This window comes from Streptomyces pallidus (ex Mingjun et al. 2026), assembly GCF_051550185.1.
Taxonomy (GTDB): Bacteria; Actinomycetota; Actinomycetes; order Streptomycetales; family Streptomycetaceae; genus Streptomyces.
On record NZ_CP196181.1, the window covers coordinates 157,844 to 179,840 of the forward strand.

The following is a 21,997-nucleotide window of genomic DNA, read 5'->3' on the forward strand; positions in this document are numbered from 1 at the left end:
CTCCGCTGGCCGGTCTCTACGCCACCGGTGACCCGGACCCGCTCGCCTGGCACTCGGCCAACGCCGACGTCCTCACGGTGTCCAGCGCGACGTCCAGCTCGCCAACGGCGCACCCTGGCCCGAGCTGGAGGTCTCGGGCTGCCGCTATCGCTTCCGTCTGCTGAACGGCTCCGACGCCCGCCGCTACCGGCTTCGGCTCGACGTCGAAGCCGGCGGGAACGGGCGGTTCGTAGATCGGCAGCGACGGCGGCTGCTGCCCGCACCCGAGCGACTCGACACTCTCGACATCGCGCCCGGCGAGCGCTTCGACGTCGTCGCCGACTTCGCCGTCCACCCCGTCGGCGGCCGCATCACCCTGCGCACACCGCCGCCGGAGGCCGGATGCGTGACGTCATGCACTTCCACGTCGTACGCGTCCCAAGGACACCACCCGTACCGGATCGGTTCTCAACCCACCACCAGGGCCTGCGTCCACCGTGGGCGTTGCGGTGCGCGCCCTCGACTTCCGCCGCACCGCCGCTGGCGAGGACCGGCAGCTATGGACCGTCAACGGCAAAACCTCCCACCCCGACACCGTGGACGTACGCCCCTACGAGGTCGTCGAAGCCCTTGTCCGCTTCACCGGCTGCCGCGGGCTGAGCGCGGCGGACCTGCGGCGCGAGCTGATCCGGCGGAGTCTGCTTGTGGGACCCGGCAACCGGCCAGAAGGCCGGCTCAGCCATTGCCGTAACCGGCCAACCGCTCAGCGTTCTGACGTTCTCCCCGGACAACCTCCTGGTCACCAGCGGCGCGGGCCGCAATTTCATCTCCCGCGTCCGGCCAGTTCGGATGTGACTTCAGTGACCATCTGCGGTGGGCGCCAACCCGGGCGGCTCAGCTTCGGAGTCAGGCCCGGAAGGCCTTCCGGAGAAGTTCGCCGAACTCGGCGGGGTGCGTGGTCAGGCCGGTGTGCCCGCCGGGGAAGTGCAGGAGTTCCGTATTGAGATGCTCGGCCAGGAAAGCGGCCGGCCGGTAGGGCAGCTCGCCGCGTGAGTCCTGGCCGCAGGCGAGCACAAGCCGGTCCGACAGTGCCTCCAGCCGGTGGATGTCCGGGGCGTAGGCCATGAAGCTCGGCACGATGCGCCCGACGAAATAGGGCAGGTTGGTCATCGTCCGCTCAACCCTCGCCGCTGCCTGCGGCGGAAGCTTGATCTCCGCCTTCGGCTCGGAGGTGTCGCCGTCCTTCCTCAGACCCGCGGCGAACACGGCCATCGCCGACATGAGCCCCTCTGCCTGGAACGTTGCCTTTACGCGTGCGATGAGCATGCGGTGTTCGTGAGCGTCGGGCAGGACCTCCACCACCGGCGGCTCGTGCGCCACGAGGCGTTCGATGCGTTCGGGATGGGCGGTGAGCAGGTGCAGGGCGGCGATCGCGCCCGAGCTGGACCCGAACACCCGGGCGGGCTCATCGGGCGACAGCAGTTCCAGTATCCGCAAGGCGTCGTCGGCGTGTTCGGCCACGCTCTGCTCTGCTTCGGGGTCGTCCAGCGTGCTTCTTGACATGCCGCGCGGGTCGTAGGTCGCGACGGTGTACTCCGCGGCCAGGTCGTCGGCGATGCCGTCGAAGGCGGCCGCTCCGCCCGTCCCTCCGGGGATCAACAGCAGGAGCGGGCCCCAGCCGCGCACTTCGTAATGCAGGGTCGCGCCGTTCACGCGCAGGGTGCCGACGGTCGGGTCGGTCATGCGAAGTCTCCTTCTCGGGACGGGGGCCAGTGCTCCAGGAGGGTGTGGAGGGCGTCGAGCGCGCGGACCCAGGACTGCTGCGGCGAACGCTCGTGCGCGAACCCGCCCGCGGCCTCCAAGGCGACGAAGCCGTGGAACGTGCTGCGCAGCAAGCGGACCGCGTCGGTCAGGTCGGGCTCGGTCAGTCCGTAGCCGCGCAGCATGCCGTAGGTCAGTTCGACCGCACGCCGCGGTCCGGCTGCCTTTGCCGCCAGATCGGGGTCGATCCGGACCCGGGTCTGCGTCGCCGCGTAGCGGCCCGGGTGCTCGTGGGCGTACTCCCGCCAGGCGTCGGCGAACGCGACCAGCGCGTCCTTGCCCGCCCGTCCGGAGGTCGCCTCCGCGATGCGGATCGTCTTCTCGTCCGCCGCCAGCAGCGCGATCCGTCCGCGCAGATCCTCCAGACTGCGCACATGGGTGTAGAGGCTCGCATCCCTCACGCCCAGTCGCCGCGCCACCTGCGACATGGTCACCTGGTCGAGCCCGACCTCGTCCGCCAGCTCGGCACCCGCGATCGTCACCCGCTGCGCCGTCAGCCCTGCCCGCGCCATGCACTCTCCTCGTTGACCTAGGGTCCCTAGTTTTAACCTAGGGGCCCTAGGAATAGCAAGGAGGCTCAACACTCCCGCCGTTACTGCTCTTGCGGATGGCTCACCTTGCGCTCGGTCGTCGCCGGATCTGCATCCCCCGCTGCGGCCAGTCGACCTCGTCGGCGCTCGGCGTGTATTGCCGTCCGGGTCCCACCACGCTGATCACCCACTGCGACGATCGCGACCGGATCACACCCCGCTGAGCGGCCGCCAGCGGGGGATCGGAACTGGCCGCCGACAGGGCTGACCGAGGGTGATGCCAGGGGTGTGTGGTGGGATGGCCGGACTCTGCTGCCGTGACCCGCTGGGAGCCCGCTTAGAAGCCCGTGTACGCGCCTCTGACCCACGCTCTGGCCGAGGCCTTGGTCGACGACCGCGCTCATCTCGCACCATCCAGGGCCGACCACATAGGGGGCGGACAACAAACCCGCTCGGGGTGCTTGCGCGCTCCACCGCGGCGTGCGGCTCGAGGTAGAGCAGGCCGCATATCCGGACATCTGGAGGACGTGCGCATGCTTGCGGGTCACGAGCCGGCTCACCATCCCGGGGGGCCGGCTGTTACGCGTCGGCGGTCGGGCCCGCGGCCGCCATGATGGCCTGCCCGGGGGCGGAGTCGAAGATGAGCATGATCGCCGTGATCCGGCCGTCGCGGAGCCGGAAGTGCTCGGCGGTGCGTTGGGTGATGCCGACGGCCGGGACGGTGTGGAGGTCGTAGACCAAGGTGGCCTCGCTCTCGCCGTACAGCTCGCTGATCAGCTCCACGTCGCTGACGATGCCCAGGAGCCCTTCGATGCCGTCGAGGTGGCCGGCCGGGCTGTCGGAGGTGATGAAGGGGCTGCGGAAGACGAAGCCGTCAACCGGTCAGAGCGGCGGCAGCGGTCATGTCGCCGCGGAACCGCGCGTCGGAGGAGGCCCTGACGGTCTCGCGGACGGATGCGCTGGTAGTCATGCGGTGCCCCAGGGGTCGGTTCAGGAAGTCGGTTCGTCCGGCCGGACGTCGTTCAGGTACCGCTCGATCGCGTTCTCGTTCGCCACCAAGCGCAGGCACAGGTGCCTGAGTTGGACGAGTTCCTCCCGGCTGAAGCCCCGGAAGACCGCCGACATGGCACGCCGGGACGGTTGCCGGAAAGCCTCCAGCCACTCCCGCCCGGCAGGGGTGATCCGGACCCCCACCGACCTGCGGTCGCGCTGGTTCTGGACACGCTGTGCCAGGCCGTCGCGCCCCAGCGTGTCAACCAGCCCCGTGACGTTGCGCGACGTGACTCCGGCCGCACGCGCCGACTCCCCGATGCTGAGCCCTTCCTCGGAGGCCGCGTGCAGGCGGGCGAGCAGGTCGAGCGCCCCGGCTCTGAGGCCGCGTCCGCCGGCGCCGTGCGAACGCAGTCGGTCGATGGCCTGCGTGGCCGAGCGGACGGCGGCGGCCGCTTCCAGTGCCAAGGTGGCGTCGCCCCCGGTGAAGGCCTCCATGGAGGCCCGGACCCCGGGATCGTAGAGGGAACCATCGGGCTCGCCCTCGCCAACTGCGCAGCCGGGGTCATCAGCCTCGCCGGACTCGCCGCGGGTAGGCGTCGCGTGCGGATCGGTGCCATGGTCCCGTTGCCCGCCGGCGTCGGCGGGCCGCCGTACTCGCTGTACGCCTTCAGCGCGGATGGTCGGTCCACGAATTCGTGCCGAACGCACAGTTCTACGGCATCGCGGTGAACGTCTTCTCCGTGGCCGCCGACGGCGTACCCCGCCTCGGGGCCCCGTGCGGGCGGTGACGGCGGCCGCCATGGTGGTGGGCGCCCTCAGCGGCAGGGCCCTTGCCCCAAGAGTCCGCGAACGCGCAGTACGCCGACTCGTCTTCGCTTTGGCCCTGGCCGGTGGCCTCTCTGTGCTGGTCAAAGGACTGTCGGCGATGGCATGACCGCCCACAGACCTGGAAGATCCCCGCGACGCGGTTCGCCGAGCGCTCCGCGGGTGCGCGGGACATCCACACGGTGCGCGATGCCCGCGGGGTCGCGGTCGGCTGGGCGGCGGACGGGTTGCGGGTCAGGGGGCGTAGCCCGGCCTGGTCCCCGCACGATCTGCTCGTCCAGGCCCGGCGGGTGGGGGCAACGCTGGACATAGGAGAGGTGGCGGCGGGCCCCGGCGAGGAGGTGAGGGTGCTGGTGCTGGAACGGCCCGCGCATCACGTACATCATGACGATCGTCTCGACGCGGTCAGGGCGATGTCGACGACCGGGCGCACCAGCGCTCAAATCGCTGCCGGCCGCGGCACGGGCGCGCTCCGCCGGGTGGGCGACGACCTCGGCTCGTACGCCCGGGCCGCCGAGTCCTGCCAGGCGGCGCGGAGCTCCGACAGCGACGCAGCTCTGCGCGCTTGGACACCCGACGGAGAGCGGACCGCAGCACCGTCGTCGCCCGCCGCGCCCATGCCGGATCACAGCCCGCCTCCAGGCGCGCGCTCGATCCGGTCCGCGCCCGGGCGCCGGCCCTCGGTCACGGCATCTCCGGCCGCCGGGCGGGGCCGCGGCCGGCACACGACGCGGCACTCCCCGGGTTCCGACCCTGTGACCGCTGGCGCGTGACGACAGCGAGCCGGGTGGGATGAACAGAGCCCGGCCGGGGTGACTACGGGCGCCTGGCCGGGCTCTGCGTGCGTGGGGTACCGCCTGAAGTCAGAAGTCCTCGCGCGGGTCGTGCTCGTCGCGGCGCAGGTCCTCCTTGCGGCGCCGTCCCATCTCCTCGGGGCGCTGGCCGCCGCGGGAGGGGGTGCCGGGGTCGGGGTGGACCGGGTCCGGACCGGGCCGCTGCGGGCGCTGGGGGCGCTGCTGCTCCTCGCGTCCCTTGCCCGGTTCCTGGCGCTTGTCCTGCATACCGCCCATGATGGCGACTCCTTGATGCGTGGGGTGGTACTTCCTCTGCCACGCTGACACCAGGAGTCACATTCCGCATCATTTCGGTTACGTGTTGTGGCGGAAGGGTGAGCGGTGGCTGGTGCGGATGCGTTGCGGTGCCGGGGTGTCGAGGATGAGCGCATTCACCGTCCCCGCGGCGTCAGGAGCAGGATTCACATGCTGGAGCGCACCCTGCGCAAGGACCGCACCGCGGTCACCACCGTCCTTCCTGCCGGTGCCCCGGCCGAGGACCGGAATCGGGCCGTCACCGCCGAGCCGCCCCCGGAGAACAGCCGCTCCTCCCGCTACCTGGCGGCCGGGGACTACTGGTTCAACGACGACAGCGCCCAGGACGGGGAGGGCGCCAACAGCCGCCTGCACGGGTGACACCAAGGGGCTCGGCCTGGCAGCACCCGCCAGCAGGGAAGCCCGCCGCGCCCAGGAGCACCACGTGCCCGGTGCCCGGCTGGTCAGATGTCGCTGGACCACACCTCGGGGCCGCCGCCTTCCCACCGGATCGGCCCCTCCTCGGACAGGTCCACGTCCTCCAGGCCGGCCCGGCGCAGGTACTCCGACACGTCCCCGGGCGTGAACGCCCTGCCGAGGTCCGTGTCCACGCCGAGGGCGTGCACGGTGACCTTGCGCCCGCCCCGCGGCGACACGGGATGGATCACGATCTCCGTCTGGTCAGCCATACATCCCAGCGTGCGATGTCCCGGGCGGGACGGCATCTGGAGCGGAGCCCGCTTCCGCACGCTGACCAGCAATGAAGCGGCCCCACACGCGACCCTGAGAGCGGCAGGACGTGACGTCCTCTCAGAACTGCTGAAAAGAAGGGGGTTTGGGGAGGACGAGCCGGGTCAGACGCGTTGGTGTCGGAGGCCTCGCCGTGGGGGTGGGCCTCCGGAGCGGGCCCCGCCCCCGTGACGCCCCTTCCCCCCGGCGTCATGGGGCGGGCCCGCCCGCACGACGGGCTGCCGCCCGGATCCGTACGGCACCCGGACACCCCGCACCCGACCTCCTCCCCGGTCGGGCCCGGGGCCCTCCGGCGAACCCCCGGCGTCGGCGCTCGGACCGCCGCCCCCGGGCAACGGACCCGACGGCAGCAGCCCGCCCCACGACCAATCGCCGAGCCAGACGATGTCCAGCACGGACGGGCGGCCGGCCAGGACGGGGTACGGTCCCGTGGCCTTGCGGCGCGGCCGAAGCTGAGCGAGCCCCTGTTCGCCGTGCTCGAGGAGGAACTGGCCAAGGGCCCGGACGCCCATGGCCGGCCGGACCGGACATGGACGCTGGCCCGGATCAGAACTCTGATCGGCCGGCGGTTCCAGGAGCCCATGACGCTGTCGGGGATCTCGCAGATGCTGCGGGGGCACGGCTGGAGTCACCAGGTGTCGGCCCGCCGCGCGGTCGAACGCGACGAGGCGGCGGGGGCCGCCTTGGGCGAGGTGCGGATTCGGCCTGCGACACATGCCCGTGCCTGCAAGGGTCCGTGGACCGGGCGCGTTCACCATGTTGTTCTGCGGTTTGGCGGGTACGTGCGGTGCATCAGTTGGCAGCGAGTGGAAGGGGCTTGCGGTGGGTGCGCTGGTTGCGGGTGGGTGGGGCCTGTTCGCGGGGGCGGCGTTGCTGGTGGGCGCTGCTGTCGGCTCGTTTGTGCGGGTTCCGCCGCGGTGGATCGCACTGGTGATGGCGTTCGGCAGCGGTGTGCTGCTGTCCGCGGTGTCGTTCGAGCTGATTGCCGAGGCGTACGAGCGCTCCGGGATGGGGCCGGTGGTGGCCGGCGCGGTCGGCGGTGCCGCGCTGTACTCGGGGGCGAACGCCCTGCTGGCGCGGCGCGGGGCCCAGCACCGCAAGCGCTCCGGGCAGCGGCAGCCCTCCGAGTCGCAGGAGCCGGGTTCGGGCAATGCCATCGCGCTCGGGGCGCTGCTGGACGGGGTACCGGAGTCCGTGGTCATCGGCACCAGTCTCCTGGGGGGCGGGCATCTGGGAACGGCCACGGTGGGAGCGGTGTTCATCAGCAACCTCCCCGAGGGCCTGGCCAGTGCCGCGGGGATGCAGGAGGCCGGGCGCAGCCGCCGGTACGTCTTCACCCTTTGGGGCGGCATCGCCGTGATCAGCGGCCTGGCCGCGCTGGCCGGCTACGCGCTGCTCGGCGGGGCCTCCTCATCGGTGATGGCGGTGATCACTGCGGTGGCGGGCGGGGCGATTCTTGCGATGGTCGCCGACACGATGATCCCGGAGGCGTGCAGCCGCGTTCACCTCCTGACCGGCCTGACCACCGTCGCCGGGTTTCTCTCGGCATTCGCCATGGGCCACCTGTGAGGGACATCGGCCTTCGCAGCCTCCAACCCGAGAATGCCGGCGGCAGGCGGCCGCGTCCCGGCCCCGGGGGGGCCACCAATCCATCACCGCTCGAGGCATGCGTCGATGTCCTGTCCCAGGAGGGGCCCTGGAACAGGACATCGAACCGCCAGCGTGCTCCGGCACAGCTGGCACCGTGTCGGTCGCGGGCGGCGCGCGACGCAGCACACCGGACGAGCAGGCGGGGACAGCGGGCCGTGGTGATCGTGTGCGGTCCAAGGTGCGCGGCCCCGCCGTGTCCCGGGCCGTGCTGGCCTCCGAAGCCGGAGGCCGGGCGTATGCGCCGGGGTCAGCCGGGCCAGGTGCCGGTCAGACGGCGAGTGGCTGCCGCCCCACCGCGGTCGACAGCGGCCTTGACCACGGCGAAGATCGCGCCCTGCAGGGCTGCTGCGGCCAGGACTTCCGTCCAGGTGCGGTTCTCATCGGTGGCGTCCGGGGCATCGCCTTCGTGGCCGATCATCTTCCATGCCTGTTTGAAAGCCGCGCCAGCCGCCATGCCGCTGACGGCACCGAGCGCCATCCCGAGGGGCTTGTAGGTGATCTTGGATGCTTTCACTTGCGCCTCCAGGTGCGGCGCAGCAGCAGGAAGAGGCCGATCGCTGCGGCGGCAGCCAGGAGCGGGACGCGGTTGGCCCGCGCCCTGGTCGTGGCTGATGCCACCATCTCACGGACCTCGTCCGGGGTAGCAGCGGCCGCCAGGCGCCGGGCGTGGAGTGCGCCCTCGCGGGCCTGGACCGCGGCGTGGGCTGCCGTGTCAAGGACCGGCTCGGGAGCCTTGTCCTTGAGCAGCTCGGCTGTCTGCGTCGCCTTCTCCCGAAGCCTGTCGGTCACGAGGGCGGCCGCTCCAGCCGCCTGCTCCCTGATTTCCGTCGCCTTGTCCTTTGCCTGTGCCTTCAGGTCGGCCTTCGCTGCCAGCGCCTCGACGGTCTGGCCGAGTTCGTCACGGGTGTGCTCGACCTGCTCGCGGAGCTGGTGGGTGGTGGGGGCCGTATCGTCGCCCTCGGACTGATGGCTCATCGGTGTGTCCTCTCCTTGATCTCGGCCACGTCGGCCTTGACGTGGTCGATGGTCTGCTCGGGCAAGGGACTGCCGGCCTGGGTGACCTGCTTCTTCCCGGCCGTGGCCAGCACGGTGGCCACCACCGCCAGCACGGCCCCGACGATCAGGGCCGCGGCCCAAAGCGGCAGCACCAGCGCCAGGGCCGCGATGGACGCCGCAACCATGGCCTGGGCGGCCAGGATGCCGACGAGGCCGGCGCCGCCGAACAGGCCGCCGCCCAATCCGTAGCGCTTGCCCTTCTGCGTCATCTCCGCCCGGGCCAGCAGCACCTCCTCCCGGACCAGTTCCGAGATCTGCTGCGACGCCCGCGCGACCAGTACCCCCACCGGCTCGTCGGTTTCGTGGCCGGCACGACTTCCAACAGCGCTCATCTGCTGCGTCACCTTCCTCCGCTCGCCTCGTCAGGATCGTGCTCCCCGAGCGCGCATACCCGGCAGCCCGCCGCTCACCCCCCGGCTACCGTGACCTCCGGGCCGGAGCCGACGTGATCGTGGCCCAGGGCGGCGAAGCGGGCGGGCACGGCCGGGATGCCGCCACGATGGTGTTGGTCCCCCACGTCGGCGACACGGCGGGGCGAGGTACCCGTCCTCGCGGCAGGCGGGATCACCGACGGCCGCGGCCTGGCCGCGGCGCTGGCGCTGGGCGCAGGGTGTGCTGAGGGGGGCGCTCTTCCCCGCGTCGGACGAGATGCAGGTGTCGCAGGCGTGGAAGACCCGGGTCGTCGAGTCCGCGGCCTCGGACGCCGTGGGGGTCGTGGCGGCGAGCGGATCCTGCCGCCGTTCAACCGCCCCGGCAGTGCCGGGGTCCCCCGCTGTCTGCGCACTCCCCTGGTGGACATGCTGTGTGATCACCCCGAGCGGGTGGATCCCGCTGAGACCGTGCCCCGCGTGATGGCCGCGATCCGCGCCGGCGGCGGGGACGAGTACCTTCCCTTCACCGGCCGGTCGACCGCCCTCGTTCACGAGGTCCTGCGTCCTGCCAGCCGGCGAGATCCGACGTCCGACCGTGAAGGAAGCCGAGGCGGCCCTGGCGGGAGCGGCCCGCGCCATCGGCCCTTGACCGCCCGTCCGGCACCTCACGGTTGCGGGGGCCGGTCCGGAAGGGAGGCGCGGTCGCGATCGGGGACGGAGGGGTCGAAGGCGGCGCCCGGAGCCCGTCGACCTCCACGTCCTCGAGACCGCCAGGCTCCCGCCTGCTCCGGCCCTCGGGCGCCCCCTCCCCCGCCACCCCTGTGCAGGCACCCCTGGGCAGGGCGGCGTTCCCCACCGGGCGGCCCTCGCCGTGCGTTGCCCGCGGCCCCTGGGCCCCCCGGACCCGGGGCACCCAGGAGCCGTCCGGGTCGGTCATGTGGGATCAGGCCGGACTTTCCGCTGCCTCGTGGAGCCTGGTCAGCAGGGTCATCAGCTGCTTCCGCTCGTCCGGGGTGAGGGGTGCCAGCAGTTCGGCATTGGCGGCCTCGGCCAGAGCTCCGCAGCGGGAGAGGACGGCCGTGCCCGCCGGGGTGACGGTGACGACGTTCTTGCGGCGGTCGGAGGGGTGGGGGGCGCGCAGGAGCAGGCCCTCCTTCTGGAGGTGGTTGAGGGTGCCGACCATGTCCTTGGGGTCTACGGCCAGGCGACGGCCCAGGTCGGCCTGGGTGACGGGCCCGTACTCGGCCGTGGCGGCCAGTACCGCGTGGTGCATGAGCTTCAACCCCTCCGCAGCGATCGCGTCGGCGACCATGCCCCGGCCTCGGGCCGCAACACGGCCGACGAGCCACGTGGGCAGGGACTGGATGCGCTGGAGTTCCGCGGTCATGAGCCCAGCCTATCCAGATTCGTTGGACTTCCCCATGACAGTGGAACTATCGTTGGGACTCCCAACGATTTCGGACCGGGGAGGTCCTGTGCTGCGCATTCGCCATGAAGTCAACGGTGGGCCCGAAGTACTGTTCGCCGAGGAGGTCGACCGACCCGAGGCAGACGCCGGGGAAGTACTGATCCGGGTCGAGGCGGTCGGGGTGACCCTCCCCACGGTGCGCAGAGTGCGGGAGGGCAGCGAGCCGATCCCGTTCGGAGGCGAGACAGCCGGGGAGATCGTCGCCGTGGGTGCGGGAGTCACCGCCTTCGGCGTGGGAGACCGCGTCACCGGGTTGTGCTTCGCCGACGCCTACGCCGAGTTCGCGGTCCTGAACGCCGCCATGGTTTCCCGGATCCCGCACGGCGCGACCGCCGTGGAGGCGGTCGCCCTGGTCCGCAGCGGGCTGGTGGCGCGCGGTGCCTACGAGGCCGCGCGCACGGGGCCCGGGGAGTCGGTGCTGGTCACGGCGGCGGCCAGCGGCGTGGGCACGCTGGCCCTCCAGTACGCCAAGGCCGGTGGGGCAGCACGCGTCGTCGCCGCCGTCAGCAGCGCCGACAAGGCCGACTTCGTCCGAGGGCTGGGTGCCGACGAGGTCGTCCTCTACGAGGAGGCCGACTGGGGCGCCCCGTACGACGTGGTTCTCGATGGTGTCGGCGGGGACCTCCTCGGCCCCGCCGTGCGAGCCCTGGGGACGGGCGGCCGACTGGTGGCGTTCAGCTCCGGCGGCGGCACGGTCGAGGCGTACGAACTCCTGGTCCGCGGTGCCTCGATGATCGGCTTCCAGATGCGCGCCATCGCCGCCGGCAGGCCCGAACTCTACGACCGCTGGCTGAGCGAGCTCTGGCAGATGCGCGACACGGGCATCTTGCGCACCGCCGTCCACGAGGAGATCCCCCTCGTCGACGCCGCCCGAGCCCACACCCTCATCGAGCAGCGTCGCAACCTCGGCAAGGTCGTCCTCGTCCCGTAGCGCTGTCCGGTCGATCATTGCCCGGGTCGCGTCCGGGACGGTCACCTCGGCGAACATCACGCCGCCCTCGGCCGGGATGTCGTTGTCCTCGCGGATCTACGCCTTCTTCTGCCGGTACGGCTCGAGGTCCCGGCTGCGGCCCCGTCGGCGATGAACCGGATCGACGTCCGGATCGTCATCTCTCGGCCGAGGGCACCGACCCCACGGCACGACGACCTGTGGATCGGCGACTCCATCCGGTGGAACGGGCGTGCTCCCGGCCCACCGTCGTGCGTTCCGACGCGGGCCGGCCGGGCCACCTGCTCCCCTGCCCAAGGGTGGCCGCTGCCGCCGCCGGCGTAGGACGCGCAGGGCGGCCGGGGAGTCGTTCGCGGGCGCGTCGGGGAAGTCCACGAAGATCGTCGTGGCTGTAGCGGTGCCGGGGCGCGATCCAGACTTCGGGAGTTCGGCGGTCTGCGGATGTCGAGAACGTGCCGCCGGCTCCGTCCCGGGGACATCAGCGGCCGCCACCGGCCCGCCCCACGAGGAGGAAGGAGAAGCCAGCATGGCGATTCAGCGGATGGACAACGTCGGCATCGTCGTCGAGGACATGGATGCCGCCGTCGCGTTCTTCGTGGAACTCGGGATGGAGCTGGAGGGCAGGGCGGAGGTCGAGGGCCTCTTCGCCGACCGGTGCACCGGACTCGACGGTGTCCGTTGTGAGATCGCGATGGTCCGGACCCCGGACGGTCACAGCCGGATCGAGCTGGCGAAGTACCGCAGCCCCGCGGTGATCAGCGCCGGGCCGCGCAACCGGCCGCACAACGTTCTGGGCACGCACCGCGTCATGTTCGCCGTCGACGACATCGAGGACACCGTCGCCCGCCTGCGCCCTCACGGCGCCGAGCTGGTCGGCGAGATCGCCCGGTTCGAGGACAGCTATCTGCTCTGCTATCTCCGCGGCCCGGAGGGCATCATCGTCGGGCTGGCCGAGCAGCTGGGTTGAGGGGTGAGGAACCGAGCCGTGTAGCCGAACGGGGTCACCGAGGTTCCGAACCGCTCGATGAGGCCGTCCTGCGGCGCCGGCCGCCCATCGCTTCGGGCGGCGTTCGGGGCCGGGTCGTCGGTGGGCGTCCCGAGGAGTCCGCGTGGTGCACGGACTCGCTATGCCTGGTCGGGTGCCGGTTGAAGGCACCCGGTGGAGCCACTCCACCCGGAAACCGCCGTGGTCCGCTGCCCGGCGGAGGCACCGATCCTGTCGGGCTCACCGGCGCCCTGCGGCTGCTCGGTCGTCATGTCCCGGCCGACTGACCGCCCTCGCTTACTCCGACACGCCCGGGTGCCGCGCACACGGCGGGGCATCGTGTCCGGTCGCCTGTCCCAGGCACGGCCCAGGCTGATCGGGATGTCCCAGCCCACACCGTCCCCCCTGGTGCGGCGGGCAGCAGAACGGCCATCCGGCGTCCTGCCGCGTGGAGATGCCGTTCGCGTTGATGAGTGCCTCCGTTGCGGCGGGGGCGCGGCCTCAAGGGCTGCCCCGTAATCGCCGTTCGAAGGACTTCGAGTCGTTCCCGACCGTCAGGCCCGACGCGATCAAAGGTGTCTCCCCCGCACGGGGGAGCATGATCGTTCGCGCGGACGACGTCCTGTCGTCGAGGTTGGGCCACGGTGGAGCTGTGACGATCAAGCACTCTTCGGACGATGCAGTGCGGCCGGTCCCGTTCCGGACGCCCCGCCACCGTCCAGGCAAGTGGCCCGGGGTCGCCGTTGCGGCATGGGGGTTACTGTTCGCGGTACCCAGTTTCGTCTGGGCGATGGGAGGCACCCTCGGTGTGCAGGCGACGGTGGCTCCGTCACTGGTGAAGCTCGCTCATGACCGAGTGACGTGGTTCCTGGCCGTCTTGTGGGTGACCGGTCTTCTGAAGCTCTTCGGAGCACTGGTCGGCATCGGCCTGACGCGCCGGCGCGGCAACTGGGTCGGTCGAATGATGGTGTTCTGTGGTGGGGGCGCGGCAGTGCTGCTCGTCTGGCACGGATCACTGTTCGTGGTCCACGGAGTGCTGGTCGAGGCCGGGGCGCGCGCTGTGGCGCCCGATCTGGTGGGGTTGACCCTCTGGTACCTCTACCTGTGGGGGCCGTGGTTCATCGCCGGTGGCCTGGCCTTCGCCGCCGCCACCACGCACTACGTCCGCCGACACGATGGCCGGCGTGAGGTGAGGTTTTACGGCTCTGCGGGGGCGCTGGGCGCTCTGCTCCTGTCTCTGGCCTCGGTGGTCACCGGGATTGGTTGACGGCTGACGGCCCTCGCCCAGCTGCCGGTCATGGGCGAAACGACTACGTGATGGCTGAAGTGGTCACGGCGTCCGAACCGTCCTGGACGGCCCCGTTCACCGAGTCGAGCCGGCGCGCCCTCAGGAAGCCACTGGACCCGAACCGGTGATGTCGGTCCCGCTGGCCTCCACCCCCGAGGAAATGCCCTCGTGTCCCGTAGACCGTCCTGCGATCGTAAGGATGTACGAGAAGGCCTGATGGCACGGTCGGCGGCGGCGGGCACGAAGTGGTCGGCCGGATCGATTCGGATCACAAGCCGCAGGGTCGGCGCCGGCGAGATCTCGGGCCGCCTGGGGATCACGGCGGACCAGCAGTTCGAGCGGGAGGGCCTGATGGATCCCCGCAACCCGAGCAGTGCTCGAAGGGAGACCAGCGTTCGGATCAAGCGAAGCGGGCTCCCTGATGACAGCGATCTCACGGACCATGTGAGAGCGCTGGTCGAGCTCGTTGGCGGGAGGCGAGAGGAACCGGCGAGCCTGTCCGTCGACTGCGACCTGAAGCTGTTTCTCGGCTTCGGCAGCGACAACTGGCTTTGTTCACGAGAACGGGCAGCAGTTGTTCGCCACTTCGGGAGGCAGTCGGGGGGTCGCTGTTCGAATGCCGTCGTGAGGGTGGACTGTGGTGGTTCCGTGCTGTTGTGGCGTGACCTGGGCGCGGCAGAGGGCTCTCCCCTGGGTGATGGGCAGAGCCCTCGGAGGTTCTTCGTGGGCAGGGTGGGTGCGTGCTCTTGCCGCACTGCCCGCTGGCTGGGGCGGGGTTAGTTGGCCAGGCTGAAGTCGCCGCCGATGGGTGCGGCGACCTTGTCGACGCCGGTCAGTGCGGTGAGGGTGGTTACCGGGGTGCTGCTGTCGGTGGTGGTGCCGTTGCCGAGCTGGCCGGAGCCGTTGGCACCCCAGGAGCGCACCGTGTAGTCGCCGAGGAGGGCGATGGTGTGCTCGCGGCCGGCAGCGATCAGCTGGACTCCGGTCAGCCCCGGCACCGGGACCGGGGTCGTCCGGTAGTCGGTGGTGCCGTCGCCGAGCTGGCCCGAGGTGTTCTGGCCCCACGCGTGGAGGCTGTTGGTGCTGCCGGTGACGGCCAGGCTGTGATTGCAGCCGGCGGCGATGCGGCTGACCTCGCCGCTCCACGGGTCCTGGGTCTTGACCGGCGTGAGGCGGTTGACGGTGCTGTTGTCGCCCAGCTGGCCGGTGGCGTTGTAGCCCCAGGCCATCACCACCCCGCCGCTGCCTACCGGGCCTACCAGGGCAAGGTTGTGGTTGGCCCCGGCAGCGATCAGGCTGACGCCGGTCAGACCGTTCACCTGTGCGGGCACGTTTCTTGAGGCGGAGGTGCCGTCGCCGAGCTGGCCGTTGATGTTGTAGCCCCAGGCCCAGACGGTGCCGTCCTCGCGCAGCGCCAGGCTGTGGTTGAGGCCGCCGGCGATCGCGATCACCTTGTTGAGGCCCTCGACCCGGACCGGGACGCTGCTGTCCATGTTGGTGCCGTTGCCGAGCTGACCGTAGTTGTTGTGGCCCCAGGCCACCACGGTCTGGTCGGCGAGCAGCGCCAGGCTGTGGGTGCCGCCCGCGGCGATGTCGGTGGCATCGGACAGGTTGACGACCTGGCCCGGCGCGTTGTGGCTGAACACGGAGCCGTCACCGAGCTGCCCGGAGCCGTTGGCGCCCCAGGACTGGACGGTGCGGTCGGTCAGCAGGGCCAGGCCGTGACCGGTCGCCGAGCCGGCTCCACCTGCGACGATCTTCACGACCTCGGCGCTGGTGAGCCCGAGCACCGTCGTGGCCGTGGTGCGGAAATCGGTCCAGGTCCCGTCACCGAGCTGCCCGGCCCGGTTGTTGCCCCAGGACTTCAGCCTCTTCTCAGCCATGTAATGCCTTCCCGGCAGTAGCGATACGACGGACCGCGAACGCGAGATGGCCGACATCCCTCCGGCGCACCCGCCTCACGACCCCAACGCAGCCACCGTAAGTGACTGATCAACTCCACTGAGTGCCCGCCTCGGCATTGGCCAGTTTTCGTCGAGAGTGGCTGATTGCAAACAGAGCTGATGGCAGATCCGCGACATCCGCGCAGGGCCCGCTTGCAAGCCCTGGAGCCCCGAGGATGCACGCGGCGAAGGCCGTCGGCGTTCGAACCCGACCGCGCGCACCGCCTCCCGAAGTGGTGAACAACTGCTGCCCGTTCTCGTGAACAAAGCCAGACAACGGTCAGGGAGCTGCGTCCTGGCCGCTCAGCTGCTCGCCGAGGTCGGTGCGACCCGACTGGACATCGTGCTCGAGCTCTACCCGCCCGGCCCAGCGGCGGCCGCCGCTTCCTCGTGAAAACGGGAAGGCAGTCTCTCGGGTGCCGTCTCGGGTGTTCGAGCGAATGTGAGCCCCGTCCCGGTGAGGCGGCCGTCGACGAACTCCGGGCCGTACTGGATCCGCTTGAGCCGGCGTTCCACGGCTCGGGGCATCTGGCCGCGAGGTCGGCTGCGGCACGGTTGCCGATGTCGCGCCTGACCGCAGCCAGATACCCTCCGGCGGATTCAGGTCAAGGGCATACACGGCAACTGGAACACGGCGGCCCACTCGGCGTTCGCGGTACTCGCCGATCGCGTAGATCGCCGGGAGCGCTCGCCCGGCTCCTGTGTGCTGACGCGCTTCGGCGACGAACTACCGGGTGGCTGGGGCTGCGACGTCGTGCGGGCGGCAGCGGGTTCCGGCCATCGCACGCCAGAGGACGTTCCGAGGGGGACTGCCCCTGAAAAACGGGTAGGGAGATGCCGGGGGTGGGCGCATGCTGGCGGGAATCCTGGTGTTCGGCTGGGCCTGGTGGGCGATCGCGACGCTGCCGCGCAACACGGCGGCGCGTAGGGCCTGGAACACGGGGGTCCTCGGCGCGTCGGTCTTCCTTGTCCTGGTGGCCGGGGCGTACGGCGCGCAGGTCGCCGTGCCGATCGGCCACGACGGGCCCTCGCCTGCGGTGGTCTACATGCTCCAGACCGCGGCCGTCGTCACGCCGGGTGCCGTTGCCGCTCTGGTACGGGCCGGCAGGCTGGCCCGTGAGCGGCCGGGTGAGGACCGCACGAAAAGGGGAAACGGGGCAGATGCCGGACATGTGACCGGGGCCGGCCGGAACGTTCCCGTGGCCGTCGAGTTCTTCGCGGCCCCGGACGACCGGGTCGCAGAAACGGGGCCACCACGAGGGGAGGAGTTTCCCGCGCTGGAGTGCACCGGCTTTGATCCCGGCGAGGCGGTGGGGGACTGGGAGTTTCTCCTCACCGGAGAGACGGCCGGGGAGCTGCGGTCCCTCAGGCCGACGAAGAACAGCGGTTCCACTGTGTTCGAGGTTCCCGACGGGCTGTGCGAGGCGCTGGCGCAGGCGAACCGGCGCCGGCTCGTCGAGGTCGCTGCCGCATGGGCAGGGCTCGCGGCCGGCCGGGGCGAGTACCTTCCCGTCGAAACAGCGGTCGAGACGCTGACGGAGCTCGCCGACCTGGCTCACACGGCAGCGAGTATTCGGCAGCGGCTGTACTGCTGGTATCTCGTACCCTGACCCCCTTGGCACATGGGAAGGCAGACGCGGGGCGCCCCGGGCTGCGGGGGCGGGCGGGGGCGGGGGCGGAACGAAACAGGAGAGAAGGAACGGGAAAGGGCAGAGGGAGCCGAGCAGCACGGCCAAGTGGCAGGCGTTCATGCGGGCGCCCGCCACGACTGCGGCCTACAGTCGACCCCGTGGCGGAACGTGCGGCGGACGCGCCGGGCCCGGAGACGGCCGCGCCCCATGCTCCCATCCCAGAGCTTGACGCGTTGGAGGAGCAGACCGTGACGACCCCGGGGACCGAGGCGGTCGCCCGAGTCTGGCCGCCTCACTGAACGCCGTCCTTGACCAGCGCAAACTGCTGGCCGGACGGATCGAAGAACTCCTGGAGGCCCACCCTCTTGGAAGGTCCTGACCTCGATGCCGGGAGTCGACGCCAGGACCGGGGTCCGCATACGCAGAACCGATGCCACCAACGCCTACGTCGGCTCGCAGGGGCCCGGCACAACGTGCGGACCCCTCCGCTCCCGTACCCTGACGTTTCACCCGGCCGGCGCAGTCCGCCCGGGGGCGGCCACAGGCGCCAGGCACGCTGGTCGAGGACGTGGCCCACGCCGCGGTGCGTCAATCCTCGCAGGACGGCCGGACGCGGAGCAGCTCAGTCCGTAGCACGGGTGTGCCGTCGACCGGTGCCGGCTCCTCCGCGGTCGGCTCGACACCTCCGGCGGCGACCTTGTCGAGTGTCGGCAGGCCGTCGGCGCCGACGGTGCCGAACACCGTGTAGTTCGGTCGCAGCGCGGAGTCGCCGTAGACGACGAAGAACTGTGAACCGTTCGTGTTCGGGCCGGCGTTGGCCATTGCCAGTAGGCCGCGCCCGTAGAGGCGGCGCGCGCCGGTCGGATCGGTCGGTGCCGGCGGCAGGCCCACCGGCAGCTCGTCCTTGTACTTGTACCCGGGCCCGCCCTCACCGGTACCGGTCGGGTCGCCGCACTGCAGCACCTTCAGCGTCGGATACGCCGTCAGACGGTGGCACACCGTACGGTCGTAGAACCCGTGCCGTGCCAGGTGCAGGAAACTCTGGACCGTGCACGGCGCCTTGGCCCGGTCCAGGCGCAGCGGGAGCGGGCCCTGGCTGGTCGGAACAGCGATGTCAACCGTGCCGCGACCGGGGGTGCGCCGCGGGTCGGGCGGCAGCGGAACAGGGCGCGCCGGCGGCTCGTCCGGGGTCTGTGCGTACTGGCAGGGGCCGTGCGTGGTGCGCGGCGGGGCGCCGTCGGAAGCGGTGGCGACGCTTCCCCCGGACACGACTAACGCCACGGCCGCGAATGCGCTGATCAGTACTCGGTTCATCCCGCACGCCCTCCCGATGATCGCCAGGTCCTGGAGCGGTCGCAGTCTAGGGCGTGGTTTGGTCCGCGGGAATGGTTACGGGAATGGTTGACGGCAGAAGCCTGGTGCGGCCGACCCCGAGGTCCGCGCCCTCCAGCTGACGTCCCTGCTCGACGGAGCCACGGGCGGTGTAGGCGTCGGCCACACCACCGGCCCAGACGGCCCCGGCCAGCCGCACACGGGGATGGGCAACCCCATGACAGCCAAGACCACAATTCACACCAAGGCGAGACCAAGCGCAACCCACCCGATCGCCGCTGACACCCGACCAGCGCCACCGAGGCACCGATCACACCAGGCCGTCGGGGAGGGCTCGGCGCCCGCAGCGGGCCGGTCCCGAGCGGCAGTGGCGGTGGAGCGGCGGTCCCGGTCGCGTCCCGTGCGGACTGCAACCGATCCACCGGCGCATCCTGCAGCTGCTGGCCACCGGAATCACGGACGAGACCATCGCCGAGCCCCTCGGCGTCAGCCGCCGCACGCTGTCTCGACACATCGAGGCGATGAACACCCGCGCCGGCTCGGTGACACGGTTCCAGATGGCCCTCCACGCGGCACGCAACGGCTGGATCTGACGCACCGCAGACCTTCGCGAACCAGTACACATATTTGCTTATGAGAATATTTCCGGGTTGTGAAGGCCTCAACCTGCCACGCCCCACAAATGAAGCCCGCCGTGTACGTGAGAGGCGCCGGGACCCCTGCCAAGATCCCGGCGTAGTGCCGTGGCGCGCGGCAAGCGGAATTGGGCTCAACCAGGGCAAGCACTGCCGCACGGGCAGCAAGGGCGCCCCTTCGTGAGTGCAGGATGTGCCGGGTGGCGGATGTAGAGGTTCGCCACCGCGGACGGTGATCGTGGCCCTGGTCGGTGGTCCAGAGCCTCCCACGGTCCGATCCTGCCAGGCTCCTGTGCGGTTGGCGGTGGCGCGTCGAAGGGTTAGGTCTGCGTGGTGGTCACTGTGACGGATTGTGCCGGCGGGTGGTGGCCTGCTGGTGTGAGAGCAAGTCGGCGACGGCTTGGATGGTGTCGCTGATGTGGTCGCGACGGCAGTGGCTGGCGAGCGCTCGCCAGCCCTTGAGGTGTGCCATGCCGTGTTCGATGCGGATGCGGCGTGGAGTGGGCCTTGCGCTGGCGTTCGGAAGCCTCCTCGTACCAGTCCGTCGAGTTCTTCTTGCACTTGCGGTGGTGGACGGCATTGGCGAGGAGCTCCACGGCCGGGCCGCTGGCCAGGTGCTTGAGCAGGCCGGGCCCAACTCTGGGGCGTGGGTAAGAAGCCGTGTCCCAACCGAACATGATCCGTTGATTTCTGCTGGTCAGGCAATGGTGTAGCTCGGAATGAGAGAGGCATCCGGCGTCTTGTTCCCGCTCCATGAGGTGCTCGCGCCAGCGGCGGAAGAAGGCGTGGACCCGGTCCCATGCGGGGAGGTCCGCGGGCATCGCCCGCCCCGAGCTCCCGCCCGCGACCAGGTAGCGGTCCGTCAGCTGCCGGTGGCAGTATCCCTCGGGCCGTCCACCCCGCCCCTGGAACCAGGCCGGCACCGTCAGTAACGGCCGGAAGGTCGCCCACTCCGCGTCCGTCGTGTCCGACGGATACCGGCGCCCCCGGTCCGATGGTCGGCCGCGTTGCCGCACACGTGCGCGAGGCAACCACGCGACGCCGCGGGCGAGTTGAAGTCAACATGCTCAAGCACGTTCAACGAAGACAACAGGGCCTCCTGGAACCACTCGGAATGGGATCGCACCCCCGAGCTACCAGGAGGCCCTGCTTTCACGCGCGGAGACCGCCCTAGCCACCCGATCAAGACTCCCGTTTGATCGGCAGCCTTCGAGATCGGTACGGGCAACAACCACTTACGTGTCCGGATGCTCCGGCAGGGCGAGCCAGTCCGACCAGGAGATCTCGCGGCCGAGGAAGCGCGGCTGCTCGAACGGCCACTCGGCGTCGATCCACTGCGGCACCAGCGCGTCGAGGGCCTGCTCGACCTCGCTGCCCACCAGCTCGTCCACCACCCACCAGGAGATCTCGCCGTCCGCGCCGGCCCTCTCCGGTGGGTCGATGTAGACGCAGCCGAGCAGAGCTGTCTCCGCCGCGTCGAACAGTGCGTAGTTGAAGGACTGGTGTGCGGCGATCTCCTTCTCGTGCCGCAACAGGTCGGCCCGGTCGGCCTCGTAGGTCATGGTGGCCGCGGGCCAGCCCCAGGCCGGGCCGTAGATGGTCCACAGCCGCTCGCGCGAACCCATCACAGCCGGATAGTCGAGTGGGGTATCCGCCTCCCGGATCGGCCGCAGGTGATGGCCACCGCCCGGCAGCGGTACCAGGACGGGGTGGTCGAAGTCATCGGGAAGCCAGCTCATGGCGCCCGACCGTAGCAGCGCGCGGCCGTCCGCTCCCCTGGATTTTGCGCGCATACCACCAGGCTGCTCTCATGCCGGGGAGGTCCCGGGGATTCCGGGCGCGGTGGTGCAACCGCGGCTTGCGGGCAAGGGCCGCGCTTCGCCGATCGCGCCGGTGATCGTGGAGCGGTCGACGTCTCCAAACCAGCCTGATGCCGTTCATGCCATAACGGACTACCTCAGCGAGGGATCCGGCGATCACACACGCCGACAGCACGGTGGTCCTCCGATCGCTGATGATCGCTCCACGAGTCCCGTGCCCCACCATACGACGCGCCGGGCTCCCGCCGCCCGCCTGGAACGCTTCGGGACCGTCTTGCTCAAGGAAGTCCGGCAGCCGGAAGACGGGATCGGCAGCCGATTTGGGCCTCTCGACCGGTGGAACGGCACCGGCTCTGCCCTCCGGCGTCGTTCTGGTACGCCGCGCATGGCCGCTGGTGTGGACGGGTCCGAGGCCGCTGGGGAGCCCCGCGCGTCAGGCCGCATCGCAAACCTCCGGGCCCGGTGTGCCGCTGTCATCGGCGGGCGGAACACCTACCTGTCGCGGCCCGGCTCTCCCGACCCGTCCGAGCCGCCTCCGCCAACAGCAGACCTGCTCGGGCGGCCGAAGGCGTCTCGAAGGCGCCTCTCCGTCGGCACCCCTGCCCGCCGTCGTCCGCCACGCGCGCAGGAACACGTACTCGCCGGACTGTTTACGCGCCTCCACCGCGACCACACCGACGCCGGCGCCCTGTCGCGCGCGCCGCAGCCGGGCGGCAAGGTGCTGCGCCCGGAGCCGTTCGGGGATGGCGACCACGAGAACCCGTGGACTCGGCAGGAATGATGCACTGCATGACTGATGAGCAATACATCCGGCTTGCTGCAGACCGCAGCGTCAGCTGGCGCGTGCTGGTAGGGGTATGCGGGCTGGGGGCGCCCACGGCTT

Annotated in this window: 22 protein-coding genes and 2 pseudogenes; 9 read left to right on the forward strand and 15 right to left on the reverse strand. The window is 70.9% G+C overall.

Going from position 1 to position 21,997, the window contains the following annotated elements; genetic code table 11:
• Window positions 1–16 precede the first annotated feature (16 nt).
• The 6 genes from ACSHWO_RS00770 to ACSHWO_RS00795 all read right to left on the reverse strand — a co-directional run bounded on the left by ACSHWO_RS00770 (window position 17) and on the right by ACSHWO_RS00795 (window position 5,218).
• A complete protein-coding gene (locus tag ACSHWO_RS00770) occupies window positions 17–334 on the reverse strand; it encodes a hypothetical protein (RefSeq protein WP_438309594.1) in 318 nt (105 codons plus the stop codon).
• A gap of 551 nt (window positions 335–885) precedes the next feature.
• The gene (locus ACSHWO_RS00775; RefSeq protein ID WP_438309595.1) at window positions 886–1,722 is read right to left on the reverse strand and encodes an alpha/beta fold hydrolase; all 837 of its coding nucleotides are present in this window, start codon (window positions 1,720–1,722) and stop codon (window positions 886–888) included.
• On the reverse strand, window positions 1,719–2,312 hold the full coding sequence (locus ACSHWO_RS00780; RefSeq protein ID WP_438309596.1) for a TetR/AcrR family transcriptional regulator: 594 nt from the start codon (window positions 2,310–2,312) through the stop codon (window positions 1,719–1,721). Before ACSHWO_RS00780 ends, ACSHWO_RS00775 begins: the two co-directional genes overlap by 4 nt.
• A gap of 597 nt (window positions 2,313–2,909) precedes the next feature.
• Window positions 2,910–3,113: a hypothetical protein gene (locus ACSHWO_RS00785; RefSeq protein WP_438309598.1), complete on the reverse strand. Its 204-nt coding sequence runs from the start codon at window positions 3,111–3,113 to the stop codon at window positions 2,910–2,912.
• 207 nt (window positions 3,114–3,320) lie between these two features.
• Window positions 3,321–4,031 carry a MarR family winged helix-turn-helix transcriptional regulator gene (locus ACSHWO_RS00790; protein ID WP_438309599.1) on the reverse strand — a complete coding sequence of 237 codons (711 nt, stop codon included), beginning with the start codon at window positions 4,029–4,031 and terminating at the stop codon, window positions 3,321–3,323.
• Window positions 4,032–5,011: 980 nt separating this feature from the next.
• Entirely contained in the window at window positions 5,012–5,218 is a 207-nt protein-coding gene (locus ACSHWO_RS00795; protein ID WP_385805162.1) for a hypothetical protein, read from the reverse strand.
• 189 nt (window positions 5,219–5,407) lie between these two features.
• Here ACSHWO_RS00795 and ACSHWO_RS00800 point away from each other — a divergent pair, with 189 nt between their 5' ends.
• Complete coding sequence (locus ACSHWO_RS00800; protein WP_385805163.1) at window positions 5,408–5,617, forward strand: hypothetical protein; 210 nt, start codon at window positions 5,408–5,410, stop codon at window positions 5,615–5,617.
• 83 nt (window positions 5,618–5,700) lie between these two features.
• On the opposite strand, the gene ACSHWO_RS00805 is transcribed toward ACSHWO_RS00800, so the two are convergent.
• Entirely contained in the window at window positions 5,701–5,925 is a 225-nt protein-coding gene (locus ACSHWO_RS00805; protein ID WP_385805164.1) for a hypothetical protein, read from the reverse strand.
• Between the two features lie 486 nt (window positions 5,926–6,411).
• On the opposite strand from ACSHWO_RS00805, the pseudogene ACSHWO_RS00810 reads away from it, so the two are divergent.
• Window positions 6,412–6,666, forward strand: a pseudogene (locus tag ACSHWO_RS00810) (helix-turn-helix domain-containing protein); the annotation flags it as partial.
• Window positions 6,667–6,808: 142 nt separating this feature from the next.
• Window positions 6,809–7,555, forward strand: coding sequence for a ZIP family metal transporter (locus ACSHWO_RS00815; RefSeq protein ID WP_438309600.1), 747 nt, complete (start codon window positions 6,809–6,811; stop codon window positions 7,553–7,555).
• Between the two features lie 328 nt (window positions 7,556–7,883).
• Here ACSHWO_RS00815 and ACSHWO_RS00820 read toward each other — a convergent pair whose 3' ends face one another.
• From ACSHWO_RS00820 to ACSHWO_RS00835, 4 genes are all read right to left on the reverse strand, one after another.
• Window positions 7,884–8,150, reverse strand: coding sequence for a DUF4235 domain-containing protein (locus ACSHWO_RS00820; RefSeq protein WP_438309602.1), 267 nt, complete (start codon window positions 8,148–8,150; stop codon window positions 7,884–7,886).
• On the reverse strand, window positions 8,147–8,611 hold the full coding sequence (locus tag ACSHWO_RS00825) for a DUF3618 domain-containing protein (RefSeq protein ID WP_385805167.1): 465 nt from the start codon (window positions 8,609–8,611) through the stop codon (window positions 8,147–8,149). The genes ACSHWO_RS00820 and ACSHWO_RS00825 overlap by 4 nt, the downstream gene beginning before the upstream one ends.
• Complete coding sequence (locus ACSHWO_RS00830; RefSeq protein WP_438309603.1) at window positions 8,608–9,024, reverse strand: phage holin family protein; 417 nt, start codon at window positions 9,022–9,024, stop codon at window positions 8,608–8,610. Before ACSHWO_RS00830 ends, ACSHWO_RS00825 begins: the two co-directional genes overlap by 4 nt.
• A 982-nt stretch (window positions 9,025–10,006) precedes the next feature.
• The gene (locus ACSHWO_RS00835) at window positions 10,007–10,450 is read right to left on the reverse strand and encodes a MarR family winged helix-turn-helix transcriptional regulator (RefSeq protein ID WP_385805169.1); all 444 of its coding nucleotides are present in this window, start codon (window positions 10,448–10,450) and stop codon (window positions 10,007–10,009) included.
• 88 nt (window positions 10,451–10,538) lie between these two features.
• Here ACSHWO_RS00835 and ACSHWO_RS00840 point away from each other — a divergent pair, with 88 nt between their 5' ends.
• The 3 genes from ACSHWO_RS00840 (at window position 10,539) to ACSHWO_RS00850 (ending at window position 13,732) form a co-directional block, all read left to right on the forward strand.
• Window positions 10,539–11,462, forward strand: coding sequence for a quinone oxidoreductase family protein (locus ACSHWO_RS00840; protein ID WP_438309604.1), 924 nt, complete (start codon window positions 10,539–10,541; stop codon window positions 11,460–11,462).
• Between the two features lie 544 nt (window positions 11,463–12,006).
• Window positions 12,007–12,447: a VOC family protein gene (locus tag ACSHWO_RS00845; RefSeq protein ID WP_438309605.1), complete on the forward strand. Its 441-nt coding sequence runs from the start codon at window positions 12,007–12,009 to the stop codon at window positions 12,445–12,447.
• 670 nt (window positions 12,448–13,117) lie between these two features.
• A complete protein-coding gene (locus ACSHWO_RS00850) occupies window positions 13,118–13,732 on the forward strand; it encodes a DUF3995 domain-containing protein (protein WP_438309606.1) in 615 nt (204 codons plus the stop codon).
• A gap of 797 nt (window positions 13,733–14,529) precedes the next feature.
• Here the strand turns inward: ACSHWO_RS00850 and ACSHWO_RS00855 are convergent.
• A complete protein-coding gene (locus ACSHWO_RS00855) occupies window positions 14,530–15,636 on the reverse strand; it encodes an RCC1-like domain-containing protein (protein ID WP_438309607.1) in 1,107 nt (368 codons plus the stop codon).
• A gap of 911 nt (window positions 15,637–16,547) precedes the next feature.
• Between ACSHWO_RS00855 and ACSHWO_RS00860 the strand changes: the two genes are divergently transcribed.
• Window positions 16,548–17,306 (forward strand): hypothetical protein, encoded by a 759-nt coding sequence (locus ACSHWO_RS00860; protein ID WP_438309608.1) that lies wholly within the window; start codon window positions 16,548–16,550, stop codon window positions 17,304–17,306.
• Between the two features lie 119 nt (window positions 17,307–17,425).
• Window positions 17,426–17,747 (forward strand): annotated as a pseudogene (locus ACSHWO_RS00865) (IS110 family transposase); the annotation flags it as partial.
• Window positions 17,748–17,915: 168 nt separating this feature from the next.
• Here the strand turns inward: ACSHWO_RS00865 and ACSHWO_RS00870 are convergent.
• Window positions 17,916–18,641: a peptidylprolyl isomerase gene (locus ACSHWO_RS00870; protein WP_438309609.1), complete on the reverse strand. Its 726-nt coding sequence runs from the start codon at window positions 18,639–18,641 to the stop codon at window positions 17,916–17,918.
• A 449-nt stretch (window positions 18,642–19,090) separates the two neighbouring features.
• Between ACSHWO_RS00870 and ACSHWO_RS00875 the strand changes: the two genes are divergently transcribed.
• Window positions 19,091–19,252, forward strand: coding sequence for an HTH domain-containing protein (locus ACSHWO_RS00875; protein ID WP_438318836.1), 162 nt, complete (start codon window positions 19,091–19,093; stop codon window positions 19,250–19,252).
• Window positions 19,253–19,614: 362 nt separating this feature from the next.
• Here the strand turns inward: ACSHWO_RS00875 and ACSHWO_RS00880 are convergent, their stop codons facing one another.
• Together ACSHWO_RS00880 and ACSHWO_RS00885 are read right to left on the reverse strand one after the other, a co-directional pair.
• Window positions 19,615–20,310, reverse strand: coding sequence for a transposase (locus tag ACSHWO_RS00880; protein WP_438309610.1), 696 nt, complete (start codon window positions 20,308–20,310; stop codon window positions 19,615–19,617).
• Between the two features lie 219 nt (window positions 20,311–20,529).
• Window positions 20,530–21,033 carry a GNAT family N-acetyltransferase gene (locus ACSHWO_RS00885; protein WP_438309611.1) on the reverse strand — a complete coding sequence of 168 codons (504 nt, stop codon included), beginning with the start codon at window positions 21,031–21,033 and terminating at the stop codon, window positions 20,530–20,532.
• Between the last annotated feature and the right edge of the window lie 964 nt (window positions 21,034–21,997).